This window comes from Streptomyces sp. NPDC031670 (genome assembly GCF_055580545.1).
Genome location: NZ_JBVILC010000012.1, coordinates 76,282 through 99,564, shown reverse-complemented (window position 1 = coordinate 99,564; position 23,283 = coordinate 76,282). Strand labels below are relative to the sequence as shown.

Sequence of the window (23,283 nt, the reverse complement as noted above, 5' to 3'; positions counted from 1 at the left end):
TCGGTCCCACCCCTGGACCGCAGGGTCAGGACGGCGCTATACATCCTCATACATCGGATGACCATGCGAGGTCGGATGTTCGAGCAGAAGTTCGTCGCAAGAGTTCTTCCGTCAGGACTCAGCCACAGGGGGCGCGCATGAGGCCGAGTGTCACCGGGTTCGACGTCCACGACATCCGCTTCCCCACCTCGGAGCGGCTGGACGGCTCGGACGCGATGAACCCCGACCCGGACTACTCGGCCGCCTACGTGGTGCTGCGCACCGACGGCCCGGCCCGCACCGAGGGCCACGGCTTCGTGTTCACCATCGGCCGGGGCAACGAGGTGACCGCCGCCGCCATCGAGGCGCTGCGGCCCTACGTGGTGGGCCGCCCGGCGCCGAGGGACGCCGCCGACCTCGCGGCCCTCCACCACGACCTCACCCACGACTCCCAGCTGCGCTGGCTCGGCCCCGAGAAGGGCGTCATCCACATGGCGGCCGGCGCGGTCGTCAACGCCGCCTGGGACCTGGCCGCGACCACCGCCGGCCTGCCCGTCTGGGAGTTCCTCGCCGCCATGACCCCCGAGGAGCTGGTCTCCCTCGTCGACTTCCGCTACCTCACCGACGTCCTGACCCGGCAGGAGGCGCTCGCCCTGCTGCGCGCCGCCGAACCGGGCCGCGCCGAACGGGCCCGGCTGCTGCGGGCCGAGGGCTACCCCGCGTACACCACCTCGCCCGGCTGGCTCGGCTACGACGACGCCAAGCTGGTCCGGCTCGCCAAGGAGGCGGTCGCGGACGGCTTCGCGCAGATCAAGCTGAAGGTCGGTGCCGACCTCGACGACGACGTACGGCGTCTGCGCCTGGCCCGCGCGGCCGTCGGGCCCGGCATCCGCATCGCCGTCGACGCCAACCAGCGCTGGGACGTGCCCGACGCGCTGCGCTGGATGGCCGCGCTCGCCCCGTACGCCCCGTACTGGATCGAGGAGCCGACCAGCCCCGACGACGTGCTCGGCCACGCGGCGGTGCGGGCCGGACAGCCGGTGAAGGTGGCCACCGGCGAACACGTCGCCAACCGGGTCGTGTTCAAGCAACTGCTCCAGGCGGGCGCGGTGGACTTCGTGCAGATCGACGCGGCCCGGGTCTCCGGCGTCAACGAGAACCTGGCGATCCTGCTGCTCGCCGCCAAGTACGGCGTGCCGGTCTGCCCGCACGCGGGCGGCGTCGGCCTGTGCGAACTCGTCCAGCATCTGGCGATGTTCGACTACGTGGCCGTCTCCGGCACCCGCGAGGACCGGGTCATCGAGTACGTCGACCACCTCCACGAGCACTTCACCGACCCGGCCGTCATCGAGGGCGGCCGGTACCGCGCCCCGGCCGCACCGGGTTTCTCGGCCCGGATGCGCCCCGAGTCGATCGCCGCCCACCGCTATCCGGACGGCCCGGCCTGGCGCTCCCGCCGGCCGGCCGAGGAGGTCATCTCATGAGCGTGCCCCAGGACTTCACCGCCACCGGCGCCGCCCCCCGGGACTTCGCCGGCCTGGCCGCACTGGTCACCGGCGGCGCCTCCGGGATCGGCGCGGCCACCGCCCGGCTGCTCCTCGCCCGGGGCGCCCGCGTCGCCGTCCTCGACCGCGATGTCGCCGGCGCCCCGCCCGGCACCCTCGCCCTGGAGGCCGACGTCGGCGACGACGCGGTCGTACGGGAGGCGGTGGAGCGGGCCGTGGGGGAGTTCGGCGCCCTGCACACCCTCGTCCCCAACGCCGGGACCGGCGCCACCGGCACCGTGGAGGACAACGACGACACCGAGTGGCACCGCGTCCTGGACGTCAACGTCCTCGGGATGGTCCGGGTCGCCCGGCACGCGCTGCCGCACCTGCGCCGCGCCGCGCGGGACCGGCCCGGCCACGTCTCCGTCACCCACACCTGCTCGATCGCCGCGACCGCCGGCCTGCCCCGGCGCGCCCTGTACAGCGCCGCCAAGGGCGCGGTGCTCTCCCTCACCCTCGCCATGGCCGCCGACCACGTGGCCGAGGGGATCCGGGTGAACTGCGTCAACCCGGGCACGGCCGACACCCCGTGGGTCGAGCGGCTGCTGGCCGGGGCCGAGGACCCGGAGGCCGAGCGGGCGGCGCTGCGGGCCCGCCAGCCCATGGGACGGCTGGTCACCGCCGACGAGGTGGCCGCCGCCATCGCATATCTGGCGAGCCCGGCCGCCTCCTGCGTGACCGGTACCGCCCTGGCCGTCGACGGCGGTATGCAGGGCCTGCGCACGCGCCCCACCCACTGAGCCGCGAACCGCGAAGGACACGACCATGAGAGTGCGTACGACCACCGCCGCCTGCTGCGTCCTCCTGGCGGCCGGGGCACTGACGGGCTGCAACCGCGAATCGGGCGGCGCCGGGGACAAGAAGGTCGGTATCGACCTGCCGCGCAGCGACGGCGACTTCTGGAACTCCTACCAGCAGTACATCGAGCGGGGGACGAAGGGGGGCGAGGTCTCGGCGCTGCCCCTCACCAACTCCCAGAACGACATCGGCAAGCTCGTCGCCAACGTCCAGGCCTTCATGGACCGGGGCGCCAAAGCGGTGATCATGGCCCCGCAGGACACCGGGGCCATCGCCTCCACCCTGGAGTCCCTGCACGACAGGAAGATCCCGGTCATCAGCGTCGACACCCGCCCCGACAAGGGCGACGTCTACATGGTGGTGCGGGCCGACAACAAGGCGTACGGCGAGAAGGCCTGCGCCTTCCTCGGCGAGCAGCTGAAGGGCAGGGGCAAGGTCGCCGAGTTCCAGGGCGATCTGTCCTCCATCAACGGCCGCGACCGCTCGCAGGCGTTCAAGGCCTGCATGGACAGGAAGTTCCCCGGTATCCGGGTCTTCGAGCTGGCCACCGACTGGAAGGGCGACGTCGCCTCCGCCAAGCTCCAGTCGACCCTGGCCGCCCACCCCGACCTGAACGGCATCTACATGCAGGCGGGCGGTGTCTTCCTCCAGCCCACCCTCGCCCTCCTGGAGCAGAAGCACCTGCTGAAGCCGCCGGGCGCACCCGGTCACCTCACCATCGTCTCCAACGACGGCATCCCCGAGGAGCTCGACGCCATCAAGGCCGGGAAGATCGACGCAACCGTCTCCCAGCCCGCCGACCTGTACGCCAAGTACGCGCTGTACTACGCCAGGGCGGCCCTGGACGGAAAGACCTTCAAGGAGGGCCCCACCGACCACGGCTCCACCATCGTCAAGATTCCCGGCGGGTACGAGGACCAGCTCCCGGCGCCCCTGGTGACCAGGGCCAACGCCGGTGACCCGGCGTTGTGGGCCAACCAGCTCCAGAAGAAGGACTGACCGTGGGCGCCGAGCCCGCCCTGGAGGCCCGGGGCGTCGTCAAGCGCTTCGGGCCGACCCTGGCGCTCGACTCGGTCGCGCTGACCGTGCGTCCCGGCGAGTCCCACGCGCTCGTCGGCCGCAACGGCGCGGGCAAGTCCACGCTGGTCGGCGTGGTCACCGGACTGCACCGGCCGGACGCCGGGACGGTGGCCTTCGGCGGGGCGCCCGCGCCCGCGTTCGGCGACCGGGCCGCCTGGCAGTCCAAGGTGGCGTGCGTCTACCAGCGCTCCATGGTCGTCCCGGAGCTGACCGTCGCCGAGAACCTCTTCCTCAACCGGTTCGAGCGCGGCCCGATCCGCTGGGACCGGCTGCGGCGGCGCGCCGCGGAGCTGCTAGCGGAGTACGGGGTGGACGTCGACCCGACCGTACGGGCCCGGGAACTGACGGTGGAGCAGCGCCAGTTCGTGGAGATCGCCCGCGCGCTCTCCTTCGGCGCCCGGCTGATCGTCCTGGACGAGCCGACCGCCCAACTGGACGCGCGCGGCATCGAGCGGCTGTTCACCAGGCTGCGCGAACTCCAGGCGCAGGGGGTGGCGTTCCTCTTCATCTCCCACCATCTCCAGGAGGTGTACGAGCTGTGCACCGCCGTCACCGTCTACCGCGACGCCCGGCACGTGCTGACCGCGCCGGTGGCGGAGCTGGCCAAGGACGACCTGGTGGCGGCGATGACCGGCGAGACGGGCCGGGCGGCCCCGCGGCCCGCGGGCACCCGTGCGGCGCGCCGGGACGCGGCGGCGGTCCTGACGGCCGAAGGGCTCGCCCTGGAGGGTGAGTTCGAGCCGCTGGACCTCGCCGTGCGGCCCGGCGAGGTGCTCGGCCTCGCGGGGGCCGCCGCCAGCGGGAACACCGCGCTCGGGGAGACCCTGGCCGGGATGCGCCGGGCGAGCGCGGGCCGGATCGCGGTGCGCGGGCGGACGGTGCGGCCCGGCAGTGTGCCGCACGCCCTCGGCGCCGGTATCGGCTACATCCCCGAGGACCGGCACCGCCAGGGCCTGGTGCCCGGGCGCTCGGTCGCGGAGAACACCACGCTCACGGTCACCGACCAGCTCGGGCCGTGGGGGACCGTCCTGCCCTCCCGCACCCGCGAGTTCGCCCGGTCCATGATCGCCTCGCTCGACATCAAGGCCCGCGGGCCCGGGCAGCCCGTCTCCGGGCTCTCCGGCGGCAACCAGCAGAAGGTCGTGGTGGCGCGGGCCCTGGCGAGGAAGCCGGTGGCGCTGGTCGCGCTGCGCCCGACCGCCGGGGTGGACGTGAAGTCCAAGGAGGCGCTGCTCGCGGTGGTACGGCGGGTCGCGGACCAGGGGAACGCCGCCGTGATCGTCTCCGACGAGCTCGACGACCTGCGGGTGTGCGACCGGGTGCTCGCACTGTTCCACGGGCGGGTCGTGGCGGAATACGACAGCGGGTGGAGCGACCGGGAACTGGTCGCCGCCATGGAAGGTGTGGGGGAGCGGCCATGACCGAGACGGTGACCACGGCGCCCGCCGAGGCGACGGAGGCGGGCGCGCCCCGGCGGCTCGCGCAGGTGCGCTGGAGCGACTTCTCACTGGTCCCGGTGATCCTGGTACTGATGGTGATCGGCTTCGTCGTCTCGCCGGTCTTCCTCACCTCGGACAACCTGATCGGCGTGGTCCAGCAGTCCTCCGAGCTGAGCCTGCTGGTGCTGGGCCAGGCCCTGATCCTCATCTGCGGCCGGATGGACCTCTCGCTGGAGTCCACGATCGGTATCGCGCCGGTGATCGCGATGTGGCTGGTCCTGCCCGGCGAGGGCGGCCGGTTCGCGGGGCTCGGGCTGCTGCCCACCTGGACGGCGGTTCCGCTCTGCCTCCTGGTGGGCGTGGTGATCGGGGCGGTCAACGGCTTTCTGATGCTGAAGCTGAACGTCAACGGGTTCATCGCCACGCTCGGCATGCTGACGATGCTGCGCGGCCTCCACGTCGGCATCACCGAGGGCAAGTCGATCACCGATGTACCGGAGTCCTTCCGCTACCTCGGCAAGGCCGAGTGGCTGGGCGCCCCGGCCGCCGTCTGGATCTGCCTCGCGCTCTTCGCCGTCGGCGGCGCCGCGCTCGCCTGGCTGCGGCACGGGCGGGCGCTGTACGCGATCGGGGGCAACCCCGAGGCGGCGCGGGCGGCCGGGATCCGGGTGGACCGGATCACCTGGGTGGTGCTGGCGCTGGGCGGCCTGCTCGCGGCGTTCGCGGGAATCCTCTACACCGGCCACTACGGCTCGGTGGCCGCGACCCAGGGCAACGGCTGGATCTTCCAGGTGTTCGCGGCGGCGGTGATCGGCGGGATCAGCCTGAAGGGCGGGCGCGGCACGCTGTTCGGGGCGCTCACGGGGGTGCTGACGCTGCAACTCGTCGTCAACGTCATGACGCTGGGCGGGGTCCCGGCGCTGTGGAACCAGTTCCTGAACGGGGCGATCATCATCGTGGCGCTGGTGATCTCACGGTTCGCGAGCGGCGAGAAGCAGGACTGAGGGCCCGGCTCAGAGCGTCGACCTGAGCCACTGCTCCACGCTCGCGATGTGCACCGTCGCCCACGACCTCGCCGCCTCCGCGTCCCGGTCGCGCAGGGCAGCGAGGATGGCGCGGTGCTCGTGGAGGGTGCGGGCCACCGCGTCCTCCTGGGTCAGCCCGCGCCACACCCGGGCCCGGGTCGTGGGGCCCGAGAGACCGTCCAGGAGGGAGCAGAGCACCGAGTTCCCGGCGCCGCGCACGATCCCCCGGTGGAACTCCAGGTCGCAGGCGACCAGCTCCTCCACCGAGGGGTCCGGGCCGAGCGCGTCCAACTGGGCCGCCAGCGCGTCCAGTTCCGCGTCCTCGATCAGGGCCGCCGCCATCGCCGTGGCCGCGGGCTCCAGAATCCGCCGCACCGCCAGGAACTCCAGCACTGTGTCGTCCCGGTGGAAGTCCACGACGAAGCTCATCGCCTCCAGCAGCAACTGCGGGTCCAGGCTGGTCACATACGTACCGTCGCCCTGGCGCACGTCCAGGATGCGGATCAGGGACAGCGCGCGGACGGCCTCGCGCAGGGAGTTCCTGGACAGGCCCAGTTCGGCGGCGAGTTCGCTCTCCTTGGGCAGCCGGTCGCCCGGGCGCAGCGCACCGGAGACGATCATTTCCTTGATCTTCTCGATGGCCTCGTCGGTGACTGCCATGGGGCCGACCTCCATACATCCGATGAATCGGACCCCATTATGCGTCCCCACAACGCTGCGGTACACGGGAGCACGCGAAAGGGGCGGCTCCCCCCGTGGGAACCGCCCCTTCCGGCCGACTCGGCCGTCGCGGCCGTACGTCAGTCCTTACGTCAGTCCTTCTTGCCCAGCAGGTCGTCGACCTTGCCGCGGATCTCGTCCGTGGCCAGGCCCCGGATCGTCAGCGTGGTGCGGCGGCGCAGCACGTCGTCGGCCGTCTCCGCCCACTCGTGGTCGCGCGCGTAGACGACCTGCGCCCAGATCTCCGGCGCGTCCGGGTGGATCCGCTCGGCCAGCGCCGCGTCCTCGTTGGCCAGGCGCGCGATGTCGAAGGAGAGCGAGCCGTAGTGCGTGGCGAGGTGCTTGGCGGTGTCGGCCGCCATGCGCGGGCCGGGCGCCGGACCGTCCACCATCAGGCGGTGGGCGACGGCGCGCGGGTTGGCTATACCGGGCAGCGGCAGCTTGCCGGGCAGTTCGGAGATGGGCTCGAAGTCATCACCGAGCGGGCGGCCGGGCAGCTGCTCCAGCTTCTTCATCACCGTACGGCCGATGTGGCGGAAGGTCGTCCACTTGCCGCCGGCGACCGACAGCATGCCGCCGCGGCCCTCGGTGACGACCGTCTCGCGCTTGGCCTTGGAGGTGTCGCCGGGACCGCCCGGCAGGACCCGCAGACCGGCGAAGGAGTACGTGATCAGATCGCGCGAGAGCTGCTGGTCGCGGATGGAGAACGCGGCCTCGTCCAGGATCTGCGCGGTGTCCTTCTCGGTGACCGCGACGTCCGCCGGGTCGCCCTCGAACTCCTCGTCCGTGGTGCCCAGCAGGAGCATGTCCTCCCACGGCAGCGCGAAGGTGATGCGGTACTTGTCGATCGGGGTCGCGAGCGCGGCCTTCCAGGGGGAGGTGCGCTTGAGCACCAGGTGCGCGCCCTTGGACAGACGGATGGAGGGGGCCGCGTCCGGGTTCTCCATCCTGCGCAGGTGGTCGACCCAGGGGCCGGTCGCGTTGAGCACCAGACGGGCGTCGATGCCGAACTCGTCGCCGGAGAGGCGGTCGCGCAGCTCGGCGCCGGTGACCCGGCCCCGGGTGAAGCGCAGCCCGGTGACCTCGGCGTGGTTGAGCACCGCGGCGCCCGCGTCCACCGCGGCGCGGACCGTCATCAGGGCCATGCGCGCGTCGTTCATCTGGTCGTCGCCGTACACGGCCACGGCCTTCAGGTTGTCCGTGCGCAGCTCCGGCACGTCCTGCGCCGCCTTGGAGGGCGAGAGCAGGTGGCCGACGCCGTCACCGAAGGCGGAGAGCGCCGAGTAGGCGAAGACACCGGCGCCGAGCTTGGCCGCGCCGTGCGGGCCGCCCTTGTAGACGGGCAGGTAGAAGGTGAGCGGGTTGGCGAGGTGCGGTGCCACCTGACGCGACACCGCACGCCGCTCGAAGTGGTTCTCGGCCACCAGCTTCACGGCGCCGGTCTGCAGGTAGCGCAGACCGCCGTGCAGGAGCTTGGAGGAGGCCGAGGAGGTGGCGCCGGCGAAGTCGCCGGCGTCCACCAGGGCCACCCGCAGCCCGGACTGCGCGGCGTGCCAGGCGGTGGAGATGCCCAGGATGCCGCCGCCGATCACCAGGAGGTCGTATGTCGCCTTGGAAAGCTGCTCCCGAGTTTCGGCGCGGCTCTGGGTGGAGCCGGAGGCCGGGTGCGTCCCCAGGGCAGGGACGCTCTGCGTGGTGGTCATGGTCGATCTACTCCTCGTCCTCGATCCAGCCCATGGTCCGCTCGACGGCCTTGAGCCAGTTCTTGTACTCGCTGTCACGCTGGTCGGCGTCCATGCGAGGGGTCCATTCCGCGGCGCGGCGCCAGTTGGCGCGCAGCGCGTCGGTGTCCGGCCAGAAGCCGACGGCGAGGCCGGCGGCGTAGGCGGCGCCGAGGCAGGTGGTCTCGGCGACCATCGGACGCACCACCGGCGCGTCCAGGAAGTCCGAGAGGGTCTGCATCAGCAGGTTGTTGGAGGTCATACCGCCGTCGACCTTGAGCGCGGTCAGCTCGACGCCGGAGTCCTTGGTCATGGCGTCGCTGATCTCGCGGGTCTGCCAGGCGGTGGCCTCGAGGACGGCGCGCGCGATGTGCGCCTTGGTGACGTACCGGGTGAGACCGGCGATCACACCGCGGGCGTCGGGGCGCCAGTACGGGGCGAACAGGCCGGAGAAGGCCGGCACGAAGTAGGCGCCGCCGTTGTCCTCGACCGAGGAGGCCAGGGTCTCGATCTCGGCGGCCGTCTTGATCATGCCCATCTGGTCGCGCATCCACTGCACCAGCGAACCGGTGACGGCGATGGAGCCCTCCAGGGCGTAGACCGGCTTCTGCTCGCCGATCTGGTAGCCGACGGTGGTCAGCAGGCCGTTGTAGGAGTTGACGGGCTTGTCACCGGTGTTCATCAGCATGAAGGTGCCGGTGCCGTACGTGGACTTGGCCTCGCCCTCGGAGAAGCAGGTCTGGCCGAACAGGGCCGCCTGCTGGTCGCCGAGTGCGGAGGCGACCGGGACGCCGTCCAGGACGCCGCCCTTGGCGTGGCCGTACACCTCGGCGGAGGAGCGGATCTCGGGCAGCACGGCCGCCGGGATCTCCATGGAGGCGAGGATCTTCTCGTCCCACGCCATCTCGTGGAGGTTCATCAGCAGCGTGCGCGAGGCGTTGGTGACGTCGGTGACGTGCACACCGCCCTCGGTGCCGCCGGTCAGGTTCCAGATGACCCAGGAGTCCATGGTGCCGAAGAGGATGTCGCCGCGCTCGGCGCGCTCGCGCAGGCCCTCGACGTTGTCGAGCAGCCAGCGGACCTTGGGGCCGGCGAAGTACGAGGCGAGCGGCAGGCCCGTCTGGCGGCGGAAGCGGTCCTGGCCCACGTTGCGGCCGAGCTCGCGACAGAGCGCGTCGGTGCGGGTGTCCTGCCACACGAGCGCGTTGTGCACGGGCTCGCCGGTGTTCTTGTCCCACAGCAGCGTGGTCTCGCGCTGGTTGGTGATGCCGATCGCCTTGACGTCGGCGGAGGTGATGCCCGCCTTGTCGATGGCGCCCGCCACGACTTCCTGGACGTTGGTCCAGATCTCGGCGGCGTCGTGCTCGACCCAGCCCGGCTTCGGGAAGATCTGCTCGTGCTCCTTCTGGTCGACCGAGACGATCCGGCCGTCCTTGTCGAAGACGATGCAGCGGGAGGAGGTGGTGCCCTGGTCGATGGCCGCGATGAACGGGCCGTGGCCGTGCGAGGCGGTGGTGTGGGTGTCGCTCACGGAGTTCTCCTGGAGGTCTGAAGGTCTCTACGGCTTCTCAACGCTGTACGGCTCAGGCGAACGCGAGGTTGTACAGGCCGCCCGCGAGGGCGGCACCGGCCAGCGGGCCGACGACCGGCACCCAGGCGTAGCCCCAGTCCGAACCGCCCTTGTTGGGCAGCGGCAGCAGCGAGTGCACGATGCGCGGGCCCAGGTCACGGAACGGGTTGATGGCGTAGCCGGTGGGGCCGCCGAGCGAGAGGCCGAGGCCGACGACGACCAGCGAGGTGATCAGTACGCCGATGACGCCGAGGCCCTTGCCGTCGCCGTTCAGGCCCTGGGTCAGGATGGCCAGGACCAGCACGGCCGTGCCGATGATCTCGGTGGTGAGGTTCTGTATCGCGTTGCGGATCTCGGGGCCGGTGGAGAAGATGCCGAGCACCGGGCCGGCGTGCGAGACGCCACCGTCGTGCGGCCCTTCGATCGCCTGGTCGGCGGGGTCGCCGACGATCTCCGGGTCGGTCAGATGCGCCTGGAACTGGCCGTAGTAGGCGAGCCAGACCAGGGTGGCGCCGATCATGGCGCCGAGCAGCTGTCCCGCGAGGTAGGTGGGCACGTCGCTCCACTCGGTGCCGCCCTCGATCGCGAGGCCGAGCGTCACCGCCGGGTTGAGGTGCGCACCCGAGAGCGGGGCGGAGATGTAGGCGCCGGTGAGCACCGCGAAGCCCCACCCGAAGGTGATGGCCAGCCAGCCCGCGTTGCGTGCCTTGGAGCTCTTCAGTGTGACGGCGGCGCACACGCCACCGCCGAGCAGGATGAGAACGGCGGTACCGATGATCTCGCCGGTGAAGATGTCGGAGCTGGACACCCGCGACTCCTTTGTCCTTCGTCCAGGGGAAGGCGAACCCCGGTTTCCTCCGGTGGTCCGCGCCCTCACGTCGAGGGCTTGACGGCCCTTGGCGTTGTCACACTCTAACTCGTATTGCCGTTAGGTGTTCGACAATGCCGACCGATGAACGGCAGTGTTGCCCCGGGGTGAAGTCGTCGTCAAGGGTTCTGTGGCCGGTATCCCGATCGTTACCAGTAGGTATCTTTCAGCCACATTGATCGAAAACTTCCGGCCAGGATCGGAAACGATCGAAGCGGGGCCGGAAGCGGCTGGTCAGGGGCTCAGAAGCGGCCGGCGCCCAGGTCGCGCGAGACCGAGCGGGCGCAGTCGCGCACCGCCGCCACCAGGTCGGAACGGATCTCGCCGTCCGCGCACACGCGCTCCACGGCCCCGGTGACGCCCACCGCGCCCACCGGCATCCGGCGCCGGTCGAAGATGGGCGCCGCCACCGAGGCCACCCCGTCCCAGGTCTCCTCCGTGTCGCCGGCCCAGCCGCGCGCCCGGATCAGGTCGAGCAGCTCCTCGAAGCGGGCGGGCTCGATGACCGTGCGGGGCGTGAACGCGGTCCGCTCGCCCTCCACGGCCTCGGTGTGCGCCACCGGGTCGAAGGCCGAGAGCACCTTGCCGAGCGCGGTGGAGTGCAGCGGCTGCATCGCCCCGACCTCCAGCACCTGCCGGCTGTCGTCGGGCCGGAAGACGTGGTGCATGATCAGCACGCCCTGCTGGTGCAGTACGCCCACGTACACGCTCTCGCCGCTGGAGCGCGCCAGGTCGTCCGTCCACACCAGGGCCCGCGCCCGCAGCTCGTGGACGTCCAGATAGCTGTTGCCCAGGCGCAGCAGCTCGGCGCCGAGCTGGTAGCGGCCCGAGGCCGGGTCCTGCTCGACGAACCCCTCCGCCTGGAGGGTCCGCAGGATGCCGTGCGCGGTGCCCTTGGCCAGGCCGAGCGCGGAGGCCACCTCGGACAGGCCGAGCCGCCGCTCGCCGCCCGCGAGCAGCCGCAGCATGGCGGCTGCCCGTTCGAGCGACTGGATGTTCCGCGCCATCGCGCTTCCTCCCACTTCGGAACGTTGAGTTCGACAATGCTGAACAGTATCGGCCGTTGTCGACCCCGTGTCACCGTGATGGACGCTCCCCGCCGCCATCCGGCCAGTTCAGATGACAGCCGTACCGCGGCCGTCCGACGGTCACCCGGCCGGCCCCCCGGGCCGTCCGCCCCGTGGGACGCCCGTGCCACGCGCCCGGCGCCCGGTTACCCTGACCGGGTGCGGCCTCCCCCCGGACGCCGCAAAGCCGACAGCCGTCGCACTCCAGGGAGCACATCCATGGCCTCGTTGCCGACCCCTTCCGCCGACAGCCGGACCCGCGCCGACGCACTCCGCGAAGCGCTCGCCACCCGTGTGGTGGTGGCCGACGGAGCCATGGGCACCATGCTCCAGGCCCAGGACCCCACCCTGGAGGACTTCCAGGACCTCGAGGGCTGCAACGAGATCCTCAACGTCACCCGGCCCGACATCGTGCGCACGGTGCACCAGGAGTACTTCGCCGTCGGCGTCGACTGCGTGGAGACCAACACCTTCGGCGCCAACTTCTCCGCCCTGGGCGAGTACGACATCTCCGAGCGGGTGTACGAGCTGTCCGAGGCGGGCGCCCGGATCGCCCGCGAGGTGGCCGACGAGTTCACCGCCGCCACCGGACAGCAGCGCTGGGTGCTGGGCTCCATGGGCCCCGGCACCAAGCTGCCCACCCTCGGCCACGCCCCGTACACCACCCTGCGCGACGCCTACCAGCGGAACGCCGAGGGCATGCTCGCGGGCGGCGCCGACGCGCTCCTGGTGGAGACCACCCAGGACCTGCTCCAGACCAAGGCCGCCGTCCTCGGCGCGCGGCGCGCCCTGGACACGGCCGGCTACCGGGTCCCGATCATCTGCTCGGTCACCGTCGAGACCACCGGCACCATGCTGCTCGGCTCCGAGATCGGCGCCGCGCTCACCGCGCTGGAACCGCTCGGCATCGACATGATCGGCCTCAACTGCGCCACCGGCCCCGCCGAGATGAGCGAGCACCTGCGCTACCTCGCCCGGCACTCCCGGGTGCCGCTGTCCTGCATGCCCAACGCCGGACTGCCCGTCCTCGGCAAGGACGGCGCCCACTACCCGCTCTCCGCGCCGGAGCTCGCCGACGCCCAGGAGACGTTCGTACGCGAGTACGGCCTCTCCCTGGTCGGCGGCTGCTGCGGCACCACGCCCGAGCATCTGCGCCAGGTGGTCGAGCGGGTCCGCGGCGTCGCCACGACCGAGCGCCGCCCGCGCCCCGAGCCCGGCGCCGCCTCGCTCTACCAGAGCGTGCCGTTCCGCCAGGACACCTCGTACCTGGCGATCGGCGAGCGCACCAACGCCAACGGCTCCAAGAAGTTCCGCGAGGCCATGCTGGAGGGCCGCTGGGACGACTGCGTGGAGATGGCCCGCGACCAGATCCGCGAGGGCGCCCACATGCTCGACCTCTGCGTCGACTACGTGGGCCGCGACGGCGTCGCCGACATGGAGGAGCTGGCCGGCCGCTTCGCCACCGCCTCCACCCTCCCGATCGTCCTCGACTCCACCGAGGTGAACGTCCTGCGCGCCGGGCTGGAGAAGCTCGGCGGACGCGCGGTGATCAACTCCGTCAACTACGAGGACGGCGACGGGCCCGAGTCGCGCTTCGCCAAGGTCACCGAGCTGGCCGTGGAGCACGGGGCGGCGCTGATCGCGCTCACCATCGACGAGGAGGGCCAGGCCCGTACCGTCGAGCACAAGGTCGCCATCGCCGAGCGGCTCATCGACGACCTCACCGGCAACTGGGGCGTCCATGAGTCGGACATCCTCATCGACTGCCTCACCTTCACCATCTGCACCGGCCAGGAGGAGTCCCGCAAGGACGGCATCGCCACCATCGAGGCCATCCGCGAACTCAAGCGCCGCCACCCGGACGTCCAGACCACCCTCGGTCTGTCCAACATCTCCTTCGGCCTCAACCCGGCCGCCCGTGTCGTCCTCAACTCGGTGTTCCTGGACGAGTGCGTCAAGGCGGGCCTGGACTCCGCGATCGTGCACGCCTCCAAGATCCTGCCGATCGCGCGGCTTGAGGAGGAGCAGGTCAAGGTCGCCCTCGACCTCATCCACGACCGGCGTTCCGAGGGCTACGACCCGCTCCAGCGGCTCATGGAGCTCTTCGAGGGCGTCAGCACCAAGTCGATGAAGGCGGGCAAGGCCGAGGAACTCCTCGCCCTGCCGCTGGAGGAGCGGCTCAAGCGCCGGATCATCGACGGCGAGAAGAACGGCCTGGAGGCCGACCTCGACGAGGCGCTGCTGACCCGCCCGGCGCTCGACATCGTCAACGACACCCTCCTGGAGGGCATGAAGGTCGTCGGCGAGCTCTTCGGCTCCGGCCAGATGCAGCTGCCGTTCGTCCTGCAGTCCGCCGAGGTCATGAAGAGCGCCGTGGCCCATCTGGAGCCGCACATGGAGAAGTCGGACGCGGAGGGCAAGGGCACCATCGTGCTGGCCACCGTGCGCGGCGACGTCCACGACATCGGCAAGAACCTCGTCGACATCATCCTGTCCAACAACGGCTACAACGTCGTCAACCTCGGCATCAAGCAGCCCGTCTCCGCGATCCTGGAGGCCGCCGAGGAGCACCGCGCCGACGTGATCGGCATGTCCGGTCTCCTGGTGAAGTCGACCGTGATCATGAAGGAGAACCTGGAGGAGCTCAACCAGCGCAAGATGGCCGCCGACTACCCGGTGATCCTCGGCGGCGCCGCCCTCACGCGCGCGTACGTGGAGCAGGACCTGCACGAGATCTACGAGGGCGAGGTCCGCTACGCCCGCGACGCCTTCGAGGGCCTGCGTCTGATGGACGCGCTGATCGCGGTGAAGCGCGGAGTGCCCGGCGCGGCGCTGCCCGAGCTCAAGCAGCGCCGGGTCGCCAAGCGGGCGACGGCCCTGCCCGAGCCGGAGGAGCCCGAGGGCTCGGTCCGCTCGGACGTGGCCGTCGACAACCGCGTCCCCGAGCCGCCGTTCTGGGGCACCCGGGTGATCAAGGGCATCGGTCTCAAGGAGTACGCGTCCTGGCTGGACGAGGGGGCGCTCTTCAAGGGCCAGTGGGGCCTCAAGCAGAACCGGGCCGGCGACGGGCCGAGCTACGAGGAGCTGGTGGAGAGCGAGGGCCGGCCCCGGCTGCGCGGCTGGCTGGAGCAGCTGCACACCAGGAACCTGCTGGAGGCGGCCGTCGTCCACGGCTACTTCCCGTGCGTCTCCAAGGGCGACGACCTGATCATCCTGAACGAGGACGGCTCGGAGCGCACCCGCTTCACCTTCCCGCGCCAGCGCCGGGGCCGTCGGCTCTGCCTCGCGGACTTCTTCCGTCCGGAGGAGTCCGGCGAGACCGATGTGGTCGGGTTCCAGGTGGTCACGGTCGGCTCGAAGATCGGCGGGGCCACGGCCGAGCTGTTCGCGGCCAACTCCTACCGCGACTACCTCGAACTGCACGGGCTGTCGGTGCAGTTGGCCGAGGCCCTCGCCGAGTACTGGCACGCGCGCGTGCGCGCCGAACTCGGCTTCGCCGGTGAGGACCCCTCCGAAGTGGAGGACATGTTCGCCCTCAAGTACCGCGGCGCCCGCTTCTCGCTGGGTTACGGGGCCTGCCCCGACCTGGAGGACCGCGCCAAGATCGCCGAACTCCTCGAACCCGAGCGGATCGGGGTGCACCTCTCCGAGGAGTTCCAGCTCCACCCCGAGCAGTCCACGGACGCCATCGTCATCCACCACCCGGAGGCGAAGTACTTCAACGCGAGGTAGGCGCTCCCCGCGCCCGCGGTGCGCCCGACCCGGACGTGACCCTCACCACGAGCGTTTCGCGGCGGCCGGACGTACACTGGTCGGTCCAGCGCAGGCCGGTTCCCACCCTGGGAACCGGCCTTCTCGTCCCTCCAGGAGGTGTGCCCGGATGACCACCACGGTTCCCGCGCCCGTAACCGGTTCGGCTCAAGGCTCCGCCCTCGAAGCCGTCTTCCTCGACATGGACGGCACCCTGGTCGACACCGAGGGGTTCTGGTGGGACGTCGAGGTGGAGGTCTTCGCCGCGCTCGGCCACACGCTCAAGCCGATCTGGCGCGACGTCGTGGTGGGCGGTCCGATGAGCCGCAGCGCCGGGTTCCTGATCGAGGCCACCGGCGCGGACATCACCGTGCCCGAGCTCACCGTGCTGCTCAACGACCGCTTCGAGGCGCGTATCGGCGGGGGCGTGCCGCTGATGCCCGGGGCGGCCCGGCTGCTGGGCGAGCTGGCCGAGCACGCGGTGCCGACCGCGCTGGTCTCGGCCTCGCACCGGCGGATCATCGACCGGGTGCTGCACACGCTCGGCGCGCGCCACTTCGCGCTCACCGTCGCGGGGGATGAGGTGGGCCGTACCAAGCCGCACCCCGAGCCGTACCTCTTCGCCGCCGCCGGGCTCGGCGCGGACCCCACCAGATGCGCGGTCGTCGAGGACACCGTGACGGGCGTGGCCGCCGCCGAGGCGGCCGGCTGCCGGGTCGTGGCGGTGCCCTCCGTGGCGCCCATCGAGGCCGCCGAGGGCCGGGTCGTGGTGGAATCCCTCGAACAGGTCGACCTGGCTTTTCTGCGCACGCTGATCACCCGGATGAACTGATCCGTACACACAGCGTGCGCCCTGAATGCGACACAAACTGATCGCATCCGACCGTGCATTTTCCGTTACCCCGCAAGAGGGGTGGCGGTGCCATCACCGCGGGGTAATTCGCGGCGGATCAATCCTTGTCAAGTGGGTGACGTTCGTCACCTGATCCGCCGTCAGTCACCCACGTCAAGGGCGTCTCCAGGCCTTCTGGAGGTGCCCTTGTGTCCTGTTTGGTGATCTCCTGTACGAAAGATTCCGCCGTCTCGATATCCGACGGCCGCTATTTCCGGCCACTGCGTGCCATGTGAATGGAGCAGGCCCGGTACGGGCTTTCCCGGGCCGCCCACTAATCTCGTCGCGAGAACTTCGCCGCACCCTCAACTGCCCCGGCAACCACCAAGCCGCCGGGCGCGCAGGTCCGATCGTACGTACCGGCCCGATCGCCTCCCCGCCCCGACCGGGCGGCCCGCGGCGGAGTCTTCCGTACACCGCTGTACCCCAGTGCCGGACACATAGGGAGAACGTCCAGGATGAACCGCAAGACTTTGGTGCTGCCGGCCGTAGTGGGCCTGCTCGCCCCCGTACTCGCCGCATGTGGCGGCGCGGGAAGTGGGGGCGACGGCGGCAAGGCCATCGTCGTGGGCACCACGGACCAGTTCGTGGTCACCAAGGACGCGCCCGCTCCCTTCGATCCGGCCTACGCCTACGACACCGGCGCCTGGAACGTGCTGCGCCAGACCGTGCAGATGCTGGTCCACGTGCCGCGCGGCGGCGGCGAGCCGGTCCCGGACGCGGCCTCCAGCTGCGCGTTCACCGACAAGGAGAACGAGAGCTACCGCTGCAAGCTGCGCAGCGGCCTCAAGTTCGCCGACGGCTCCAAGCTGACCGCCGCCGACGTCCACTACTCCATCCAGCGCGTCCTGACGATCAAGGACGGCAACGGTCCCGTCGCGCTGCTCGAGAACATCGACACGATGGAGACCAAGGGCGATGACGAGATCATCTTCCATCTGAAGACGCCGGACGCCACCTTCCCGTACAAGCTCGCGACGCCCGCCGCCGCGATCGTGCAGAAGGACAAGTACCTGCCGAAGAAGCTGCGCGGCGGCTTCGAGGTCGACGGCTCCGGCCCGTACACCCTCAAGGCCGAATACAAGGGCGACCAGGTCGTCAAGGCGGTCTTCAGCAAGAACCCCAACTACAAGGGGGACTTGAAGGTCAACCACGACAAGGTCGAGCTCCGCTCGTTCCCGGACGCCGACGCCATGGGCGCCGAGCTCGAGTCCGGCAAGATCGACCTGATGACCCGCTCCATGTCGCCGGAGCAGATCCAGAAGTACTCGGCCACCCCGCCCAAGAACGTCAACCTGGTCGAGATGCCCGGCCTGGAGATCCGCTACCTGGGCTTCAACACCAACGACCCGTCGGTGAAGAACAAGGCCGTCCGCCAGGCGATGGCCGCCGTCGTTGACCGCGGCGCGCTGGCCTCCAAGGTGTACGGGGCGACCGCCGAGCCGCTCTACTCGCTCATCCCGACCTCGATCGCCGGGCACACCAACTCGTTCTTCAACAAGTACGGCGAGCCGAGCAAGCAGAAGGCCGCGGGCATCCTGAAGGCCGCGAACGTCTCCACCCCGGTGAAACTCACGCTGAACTACACGGGCGACCACTACGGCCCGGGCACCGCCAAGGAGTTCTCGATCCTGCGGGACCAGCTGAACTCCACCGGTCTGTTCGCCACCACGATCAAGGCGACCGACTGGCCCAAGTACCGCCCGGCGCAGAAGGCCGGCGAGTACGCCGTCTACGGCCTCGGCTGGTTCCCCGACTTCCCGGACCCGGACAACTACGTCGCGCCCTTCCTCGGCCGTGACAACTTCCTCAACTCGCCGTACTCCAACGTCGAGGTGCGCAACACCCTGATCCCGGAGTCCCGCGTCGCGGCCGACCGCAACCAGGCCGCCAAGCCGTTCGAGAAGATCCAGGACATCGTCGCCAACGACGTCCCGGTGCTGCCGCTGTGGCAGGGCAAGCAGTACGTCGCCGCCCGCAGCGACATCACGGGCACCGAGTGGGCGCTCAACTCCTCGGCCGACCTCCAGCTGTGGGAGCTGGGCCGCGGTGTGAAGTAACGCAGGACCCGGCCGCGTCTCGCACGTGCCGGGCAAGCAATTTCCGTGAGGCCGCGGCTCCCCGGGGGGCGACCCCGGGGCCCGCGGCCGAGCAACGACTGTGAGGCACTCGCACGTGAAGATACGGAACCGATGGCTGACGGCCCCGCTCGCCGCGGGGCTGGCGGCCGGTCTCCTCAGCGGTTGCGGCTCGGAGGACGGCTCCTCCTCCGGCAGCGGGGATTCGGTGGTCATGGGGATGTCGGACGACATCCAGGCCACCGACCCGGCCTCCGGCTACGACCCGGGCTCCTGGCTGCTGTTCAACAACGTCTTCCAGTCGCTGCTCGGCTTCCCCAAGGGAAGTTCCACCCCGCAGCCCGAGGCGGCCGAGCAGTGCTCGTTCGACAAGGGCGGCTCCCAGGTCTTCCGCTGCACCCTGCGCTCCGGTCTGAAGTTCAGCAACGGCCACGCGCTGACCTCCGAGGACGTGAAGTTCTCGTTCGAGCGGGTGCTGCGCATCAACGACCCCAACGGGCCCGCCCCGCTGCTGGCCACCCTGGGGAAGATCGACACCCCGGACGAGCGGACCGTCGTCTTCCACCTCAAGGTGCCCGACGCCACCTTCCCCAGCAGGATCGCCTCCGGTGCCGGCTCGATCGTCGACCAGGAGACGTACCCGGCGGACAAGCTGCGCACCGACGGCAAGGCGGTCGGCTCGGGCGTCTACAAGCTGGACGCCTTCGGTGAGAAGCAGGCGAGCTTCTCGGTGAACTCCGGCTACCGGGGCAGTGCCAAGGTCAAGAACTCCGGCATGACCATCAAGCTCTTCCACGGCCGTCAGAAGGACCTGGCACAGGCCCTGAAGCAGGGCGACATCGACCTCGCCTACCGCGGTCTCACCGCCAAGGACATCGCCGACCTCCAGACCTCCAGCCTGGCCGACAAGAAGGGCGTCAAGGTCGTCGAGGGCACCGGCGCCGAGGTCCAGCACCTGGTCTTCAACATGAACGACCCGGTCGCCGGCAAGCTCGCCGTCCGCAAGGCCGTCGCCTACCTCGTCGACCGCGAGGCGCTGGTACGCGATGTCTACAAGTCGACGGCGACGCCGCTCTACTCGGTCGTCCCGGCCGGTATCACCGCGCACAGCACCGCGCTGTTCGACATGTACGGCGGCAGCCCGCAGCCCGCGAAGGCCAAGCAGGTGCTGCACAAGGCCGGCATCAACGGCAAGGTGAAGCTCACCCTGTGGTCCACGCCCATCCGCTACGGACCGGGCACCGACGACGAGCTGCGGGCCATCGCCAAGCAGCTCAACGCGAGCGGACTGTTCGAGGCCGAGGTGAAGTCCGTCGAGTTCAAGCAGTACGAGAAGGACATCGCGGCGGGCAAGTACGGCGTGTACGTCAAGGGCTGGATCCCCGACTACCCGGACCCGGACAACTTCACCTCGCCGTTCTTCGGCAAGGACAGCGTGCTGTCCAACCACTACGTCAGCAAGGTGATCACGGACGAGATCCTCCCGTCCACGGCCGCCACCGAGGACCGCTCGGCCACCGAGGCCGACTTCGCCCGCCTCCAGGACCTCGTCGCGGCCGACCTGCCGCTCCTGCCGCTGTGGCAGGGCAAGCAGTACGCGGTGGCCCGCGAGGGCGTGGCGGGCCTGGAGTGGACGCTGGACCCGTCGACGGTCTTCCGCTTCTGGGAGATCAGCAAGAACTAGGCGCCCACGCCGCGAACGCGGATACGGACGCCACGGATACGGCGAAGGGGTGCGGGAATCGATTCCCGCACCCCTTCGCCGTATCCGTGGCGTCCGCCCTACTGCGCCCCGGGCCGGACCAGGCCGCTCTCGTACGCGTACACCGCCGCCTGGACGCGGTCGCGCAGGCCCAGCTTCGTCAGCACATGGCCGACGTGCGTCTTCACGGTCGTCTCGCTGACGAAGAGGTCCGCGGCGATCTCCGCGTTGGACAGACCGCGCGCCACCAGCTTCAGGACCTCGACCTCACGGTCGGTCAGGGTGTGCAGCGTGTCCGGGACCGGCTCCTCGCCCGAGGGGAGGTGGTCCGCGTACTTGTCCAGCAGCCGGCGGGTGATGGAGGGGGCGAGCATCGCCTCGCCCGCCGCGACCACCCGGATCGCCTGCACCAGCTCATTGGCCGGGGCGTCCTTCAGCAGGAAGCCGCTGGCCCCCGCCTTGAGCGCCTCCACCACGTACTCGTCGAGGTCGAACGTGGTCAGCACCAGCACCTTCGCGGGGCCGTCCTTGCCCGGCCCGCTGATCTGCCGGGTGGCCTCCACGCCGTCCATCCGGGGCATCCGGATGTCCATCAGCACCACATCGGGCTGGAGCGCCCGCACCTGGTCGAGGGCCTGGAGACCGTCGCCGGCCTCGCCCACCACCGCGATGTCCTGCTCGGCCTCCAGGATCATCCGGAAGCCGGTGCGCAGCAGCGGCTGGTCGTCGACCAGTAGGACGCGGATCGCCACGGGAACTCCTCATCAGGATTGCTGGACCGGGTTCATTCTGCCCTGCGTGTCCGGCGCACTCCCGGTGGGGAGCAGCGGAAGCGGATAGGCCGGGGGAGTCCCCCCGAATTCCGGACAGACCGCCTGGTGGTCGCACCAGCCGCACAGCTTGGTGGGCCGGGGCCGCCAGTCGCCGGTCTCGGTGGCCTGCCGGATCGCCTCCCACAGGGCGTGCAGCTTCCGCTCCACCTGGTGCAGGTCCGCCTCCACCGGGTCGTACGTCAGCACGTCGCCGCTGCCCAGGTAGACCAGTTGGAGCCGGCGCGGCAGCACGTTCTTCAGGCGCCACACCACCAGGGCGTAGAACTTCATCTGGAAGAGCGCGCCCTCCGCGTACTGCGGGCGGGGGGCCTTGCCCGTCTTGTAGTCGACGATCCGCACCTCGCCGGTGGGGGCCACGTCGACCCGGTCGATCACCCCGCGCAGCCGCAGCCCCGACTCCAGCTCCGTCTCGACGAAGAACTCCCGCTCCACCGGCTCCAGGCGGGTCGGGTCCTCCAGCGAGAACCACCGCTCCACCAGCCGCTCGGCCTCCGCCAGCCACCGCGTCAGCCGCTCGCCGTCCGCGTCCCCGGCGAAGAGCTCCGTCAGCTCGGGCTTCGATTCCAGCAGCCGGTCCCACTGGCCGGGGATCATCGCCTTGGCCCGCGGAACGGTCCGCTCCGCCGCGGGGTCGTCGAAGAGCCGCTCCAGCACCGCGTGCACCAGCGTGCCGCGCGTCGCCGCCTCGCTCGGCTTCTCGGGAAGTTTGTCGATCACCCGGAACCGGTACAGCAAGGGGCACTGCATGAAGTCGTTCGCCCGCGACGGCGACAACGACACGGGCCGCCGGTCCGGCGCGGCCTCCTGGGTGCTCGTATCCATGACACAGACCCTACGGCCCGCCACTGACAGCGAGCGGAATACCATCGACGACGAGCCCCCTCACACTGCATGATCGTGACAGAAGCACCGACGAAGGGACACCGTGGACGAGAGCGGCGACAGCAAAAGGCCGCAGTCCGGCGCGGGCGACGAAGGCCCGGGCGCCGCGCCCGGCGGCGGCAGGTCGCCCCGCCGGCCGGAGCCGGGCGGCGGACTCCTCATGGGCCGCCCCTTCGGTGTGCCGGTCTACGTCGCCCCCAGCTGGTTCCTGGTCGCCGCCCTGATCACCTGGGTCTTCGGCGGCCAGCTCGACCGGGTGCTGCCCGAACTCGGCGCCGCCCGCTACCTCGTCTCGCTCTTCTTCGCCGTCGCCTTCTACGCCTCGGTGCTGGTCCATGAGCTCGCTCACACCGTCGCCGCGCTGCGCTTCCGACTGCCCGTGCGGCGTATCCAGCTCCAGTTCTTCGGCGGAGTCTCCGAGATCGAGAAGGAGACCGAGACGCCGGGCCGCGAGTTCGTGCTCGCCTTCGTCGGCCCGCTGCTCTCGCTGGTCCTGTCGGGGCTGTTCTACGTGGGGATGCAGGCCGTCGAGCCGGGCACCGTCCCCGGTGTGCTGCTCGCCGGGCTGATGATCTCCAACCTGATCGTGGCGGGCTTCAACCTGCTGCCCGGGCTGCCCCTGGACGGCGGCCGGATGCTCCGCGCCGTCGTGTGGAAGATCACGGGCAAGCCCATGAGCGGCACGGTCGCCGCCGCCTGGGTCGGCCGGGCACTGGCCGTCACCGTCCTCATCGGCCTGCCCCTGCTCACCCAGACCGGCGCCCTGGGCAACGCGCCCGAAGAGGTCGACGGCATGGACACCGTCACCGACGCGCTGCTCGCCGCGATCCTCGCCGCGATCATCTGGACCGGCGCGGGCAACAGCCTGCGCATGGCCCGGCTGCGCGAGCACCTGCCGGAGCTGCGCGCCCGCAACCTCACCCGCCGGGCCGTCCCCGTGGAGTCCGCCACCCCGCTCTCCGAGGCGCTGCGCCGGGCCAACGAGGCCGGGGCGCGCGCGCTGGTCGTCGTCGACGGCCACGGCGACCCCACCGGCCTGGTCCGCGAGGCCGCCATCGTGGGCGTACCGGAACACCGCCGCCCCTGGGTCGCGGTGAGCGGTCTGGCCCAGGACCTCACCGACGGGATGCGCGTACCGGCCGAGCTGGCGGGCGAGCCGCTCCTGGACCGGCTGCGGGCCACCCCGGCCACCGAGTACCTGGTGGTCGAGGAGAGCGGGGAGATCTACGGGGTGCTCTCGGCCGCTGACGTCGAGAAGGCCTTCGTGGCGGCGATGGCGCGGCCCACCGCCTAGCCCGCGCCGTCACGCCCGGCCGGGGCCGCGCAGGCAGT

The 23,283-nt window shown here is 70.8% G+C and carries 17 protein-coding genes; 10 read left to right on the top strand and 7 right to left on the bottom strand.

What is annotated here, in order from left to right; translation table 11 throughout:
* Nucleotides 1-137: 137 nt before the first annotated feature.
* From ACZ5ID_RS22610 to ACZ5ID_RS22590, 5 genes are read left to right on the top strand one after another with little or no spacing between them, the layout of a single operon-like run.
* Nucleotides 138-1,463 (top strand): enolase C-terminal domain-like protein, encoded by a 1,326-nt coding sequence (locus tag ACZ5ID_RS22610; protein ID WP_468900773.1) that lies wholly within the window; start codon nt 138-140, stop codon nt 1,461-1,463.
* Nucleotides 1,460-2,266: an SDR family NAD(P)-dependent oxidoreductase gene (locus ACZ5ID_RS22605; RefSeq protein WP_468900770.1), complete on the top strand. Its 807-nt coding sequence runs from the start codon at nt 1,460-1,462 to the stop codon at nt 2,264-2,266. Before ACZ5ID_RS22610 ends, ACZ5ID_RS22605 begins: the two co-directional genes overlap by 4 nt.
* A 25-nt stretch (nt 2,267-2,291) precedes the next feature.
* Entirely contained in the window at nt 2,292-3,323 is a 1,032-nt protein-coding gene (locus ACZ5ID_RS22600; RefSeq protein ID WP_468900767.1) for a sugar ABC transporter substrate-binding protein, read from the top strand.
* Between the two features lie 2 nt (nt 3,324-3,325).
* On the top strand, nt 3,326-4,825 hold the full coding sequence (locus ACZ5ID_RS22595) for a sugar ABC transporter ATP-binding protein (RefSeq protein WP_468900763.1): 1,500 nt from the start codon (nt 3,326-3,328) through the stop codon (nt 4,823-4,825).
* Entirely contained in the window at nt 4,822-5,847 is a 1,026-nt protein-coding gene (locus ACZ5ID_RS22590; protein ID WP_468900760.1) for an ABC transporter permease, read from the top strand. Before ACZ5ID_RS22595 ends, ACZ5ID_RS22590 begins: the two co-directional genes overlap by 4 nt.
* A 9-nt stretch (nt 5,848-5,856) precedes the next feature.
* Here ACZ5ID_RS22590 and ACZ5ID_RS22585 read toward each other — a convergent pair whose 3' ends face one another.
* From ACZ5ID_RS22585 to ACZ5ID_RS22565, 5 genes are all read right to left on the bottom strand, one after another.
* Complete coding sequence (locus ACZ5ID_RS22585) at nt 5,857-6,528, bottom strand: FadR/GntR family transcriptional regulator (protein ID WP_468900758.1); 672 nt, start codon at nt 6,526-6,528, stop codon at nt 5,857-5,859.
* A gap of 152 nt (nt 6,529-6,680) precedes the next feature.
* A complete protein-coding gene (locus ACZ5ID_RS22580; protein WP_358832847.1) occupies nt 6,681-8,291 on the bottom strand; it encodes a glycerol-3-phosphate dehydrogenase/oxidase in 1,611 nt (536 codons plus the stop codon).
* A gap of 7 nt (nt 8,292-8,298) precedes the next feature.
* A complete protein-coding gene (gene glpK / locus ACZ5ID_RS22575) occupies nt 8,299-9,840 on the bottom strand; it encodes a glycerol kinase GlpK (protein WP_406551010.1) in 1,542 nt (513 codons plus the stop codon).
* Nucleotides 9,841-9,892: 52 nt separating this feature from the next.
* A complete protein-coding gene (locus tag ACZ5ID_RS22570) occupies nt 9,893-10,687 on the bottom strand; it encodes an MIP/aquaporin family protein (RefSeq protein WP_468900755.1) in 795 nt (264 codons plus the stop codon).
* Between the two features lie 302 nt (nt 10,688-10,989).
* Complete coding sequence (locus ACZ5ID_RS22565; protein ID WP_406551012.1) at nt 10,990-11,754, bottom strand: IclR family transcriptional regulator; 765 nt, start codon at nt 11,752-11,754, stop codon at nt 10,990-10,992.
* Between the two features lie 279 nt (nt 11,755-12,033).
* Between ACZ5ID_RS22565 and metH the strand changes: the two genes are divergently transcribed.
* The 4 genes from metH to ACZ5ID_RS22545 all read left to right on the top strand — a co-directional run bounded on the left by metH (nt 12,034) and on the right by ACZ5ID_RS22545 (nt 20,218).
* Nucleotides 12,034-15,546: a methionine synthase gene (metH, locus tag ACZ5ID_RS22560; protein ID WP_468900753.1), complete on the top strand. Its 3,513-nt coding sequence runs from the start codon at nt 12,034-12,036 to the stop codon at nt 15,544-15,546.
* Between the two features lie 148 nt (nt 15,547-15,694).
* Entirely contained in the window at nt 15,695-16,396 is a 702-nt protein-coding gene (locus ACZ5ID_RS22555; RefSeq protein WP_468900751.1) for an HAD family hydrolase, read from the top strand.
* A gap of 518 nt (nt 16,397-16,914) precedes the next feature.
* A complete protein-coding gene (locus tag ACZ5ID_RS22550; protein ID WP_468900748.1) occupies nt 16,915-18,516 on the top strand; it encodes an ABC transporter substrate-binding protein in 1,602 nt (533 codons plus the stop codon).
* Between the two features lie 115 nt (nt 18,517-18,631).
* A complete protein-coding gene (locus ACZ5ID_RS22545) occupies nt 18,632-20,218 on the top strand; it encodes an ABC transporter substrate-binding protein (protein WP_468900745.1) in 1,587 nt (528 codons plus the stop codon).
* A gap of 98 nt (nt 20,219-20,316) precedes the next feature.
* Here ACZ5ID_RS22545 and ACZ5ID_RS22540 read toward each other — a convergent pair whose 3' ends face one another.
* Nucleotides 20,317-20,988, bottom strand: coding sequence for a response regulator (locus ACZ5ID_RS22540; RefSeq protein WP_053723497.1), 672 nt, complete (start codon nt 20,986-20,988; stop codon nt 20,317-20,319).
* Nucleotides 20,989-21,000: 12 nt separating this feature from the next.
* On the bottom strand, nt 21,001-21,891 hold the full coding sequence (locus ACZ5ID_RS22535; protein WP_468900742.1) for a RecB family exonuclease: 891 nt from the start codon (nt 21,889-21,891) through the stop codon (nt 21,001-21,003).
* Nucleotides 21,892-21,994: 103 nt separating this feature from the next.
* Here ACZ5ID_RS22535 and ACZ5ID_RS22530 point away from each other — a divergent pair, with 103 nt between their 5' ends.
* Nucleotides 21,995-23,245 carry a site-2 protease family protein gene (locus ACZ5ID_RS22530; protein ID WP_468900739.1) on the top strand — a complete coding sequence of 417 codons (1,251 nt, stop codon included), beginning with the start codon at nt 21,995-21,997 and terminating at the stop codon, nt 23,243-23,245.
* The last annotated feature ends 38 nt before the right edge of the window (nt 23,246-23,283 follow it).

Coding starts and splice junctions, on each gene's coding strand:
- ACZ5ID_RS22550 (WP_468900748.1), top strand. CDS start 16,915: ATGAACCGCAAGACTTTGGTGCTGCCGGCCGTAGTGGGCCTGCTCGCC.
- ACZ5ID_RS22610 (WP_468900773.1), top strand. CDS start 138: ATGAGGCCGAGTGTCACCGGGTTCGACGTCCACGACATCCGCTTCCCC.
- metH (WP_468900753.1), top strand. CDS start 12,034: ATGGCCTCGTTGCCGACCCCTTCCGCCGACAGCCGGACCCGCGCCGAC.
- ACZ5ID_RS22600 (WP_468900767.1), top strand. CDS start 2,292: ATGAGAGTGCGTACGACCACCGCCGCCTGCTGCGTCCTCCTGGCGGCC.
- ACZ5ID_RS22565 (WP_406551012.1), bottom strand. CDS start 11,754: ATGGCGCGGAACATCCAGTCGCTCGAACGGGCAGCCGCCATGCTGCGG.
- ACZ5ID_RS22605 (WP_468900770.1), top strand. CDS start 1,460: ATGAGCGTGCCCCAGGACTTCACCGCCACCGGCGCCGCCCCCCGGGAC.
- ACZ5ID_RS22535 (WP_468900742.1), bottom strand. CDS start 21,891: ATGGATACGAGCACCCAGGAGGCCGCGCCGGACCGGCGGCCCGTGTCG.
- ACZ5ID_RS22590 (WP_468900760.1), top strand. CDS start 4,822: ATGACCGAGACGGTGACCACGGCGCCCGCCGAGGCGACGGAGGCGGGC.
- ACZ5ID_RS22580 (WP_358832847.1), bottom strand. CDS start 8,291: ATGACCACCACGCAGAGCGTCCCTGCCCTGGGGACGCACCCGGCCTCC.
- ACZ5ID_RS22585 (WP_468900758.1), bottom strand. CDS start 6,528: ATGGCAGTCACCGACGAGGCCATCGAGAAGATCAAGGAAATGATCGTC.
- ACZ5ID_RS22555 (WP_468900751.1), top strand. CDS start 15,695: ATGACCACCACGGTTCCCGCGCCCGTAACCGGTTCGGCTCAAGGCTCC.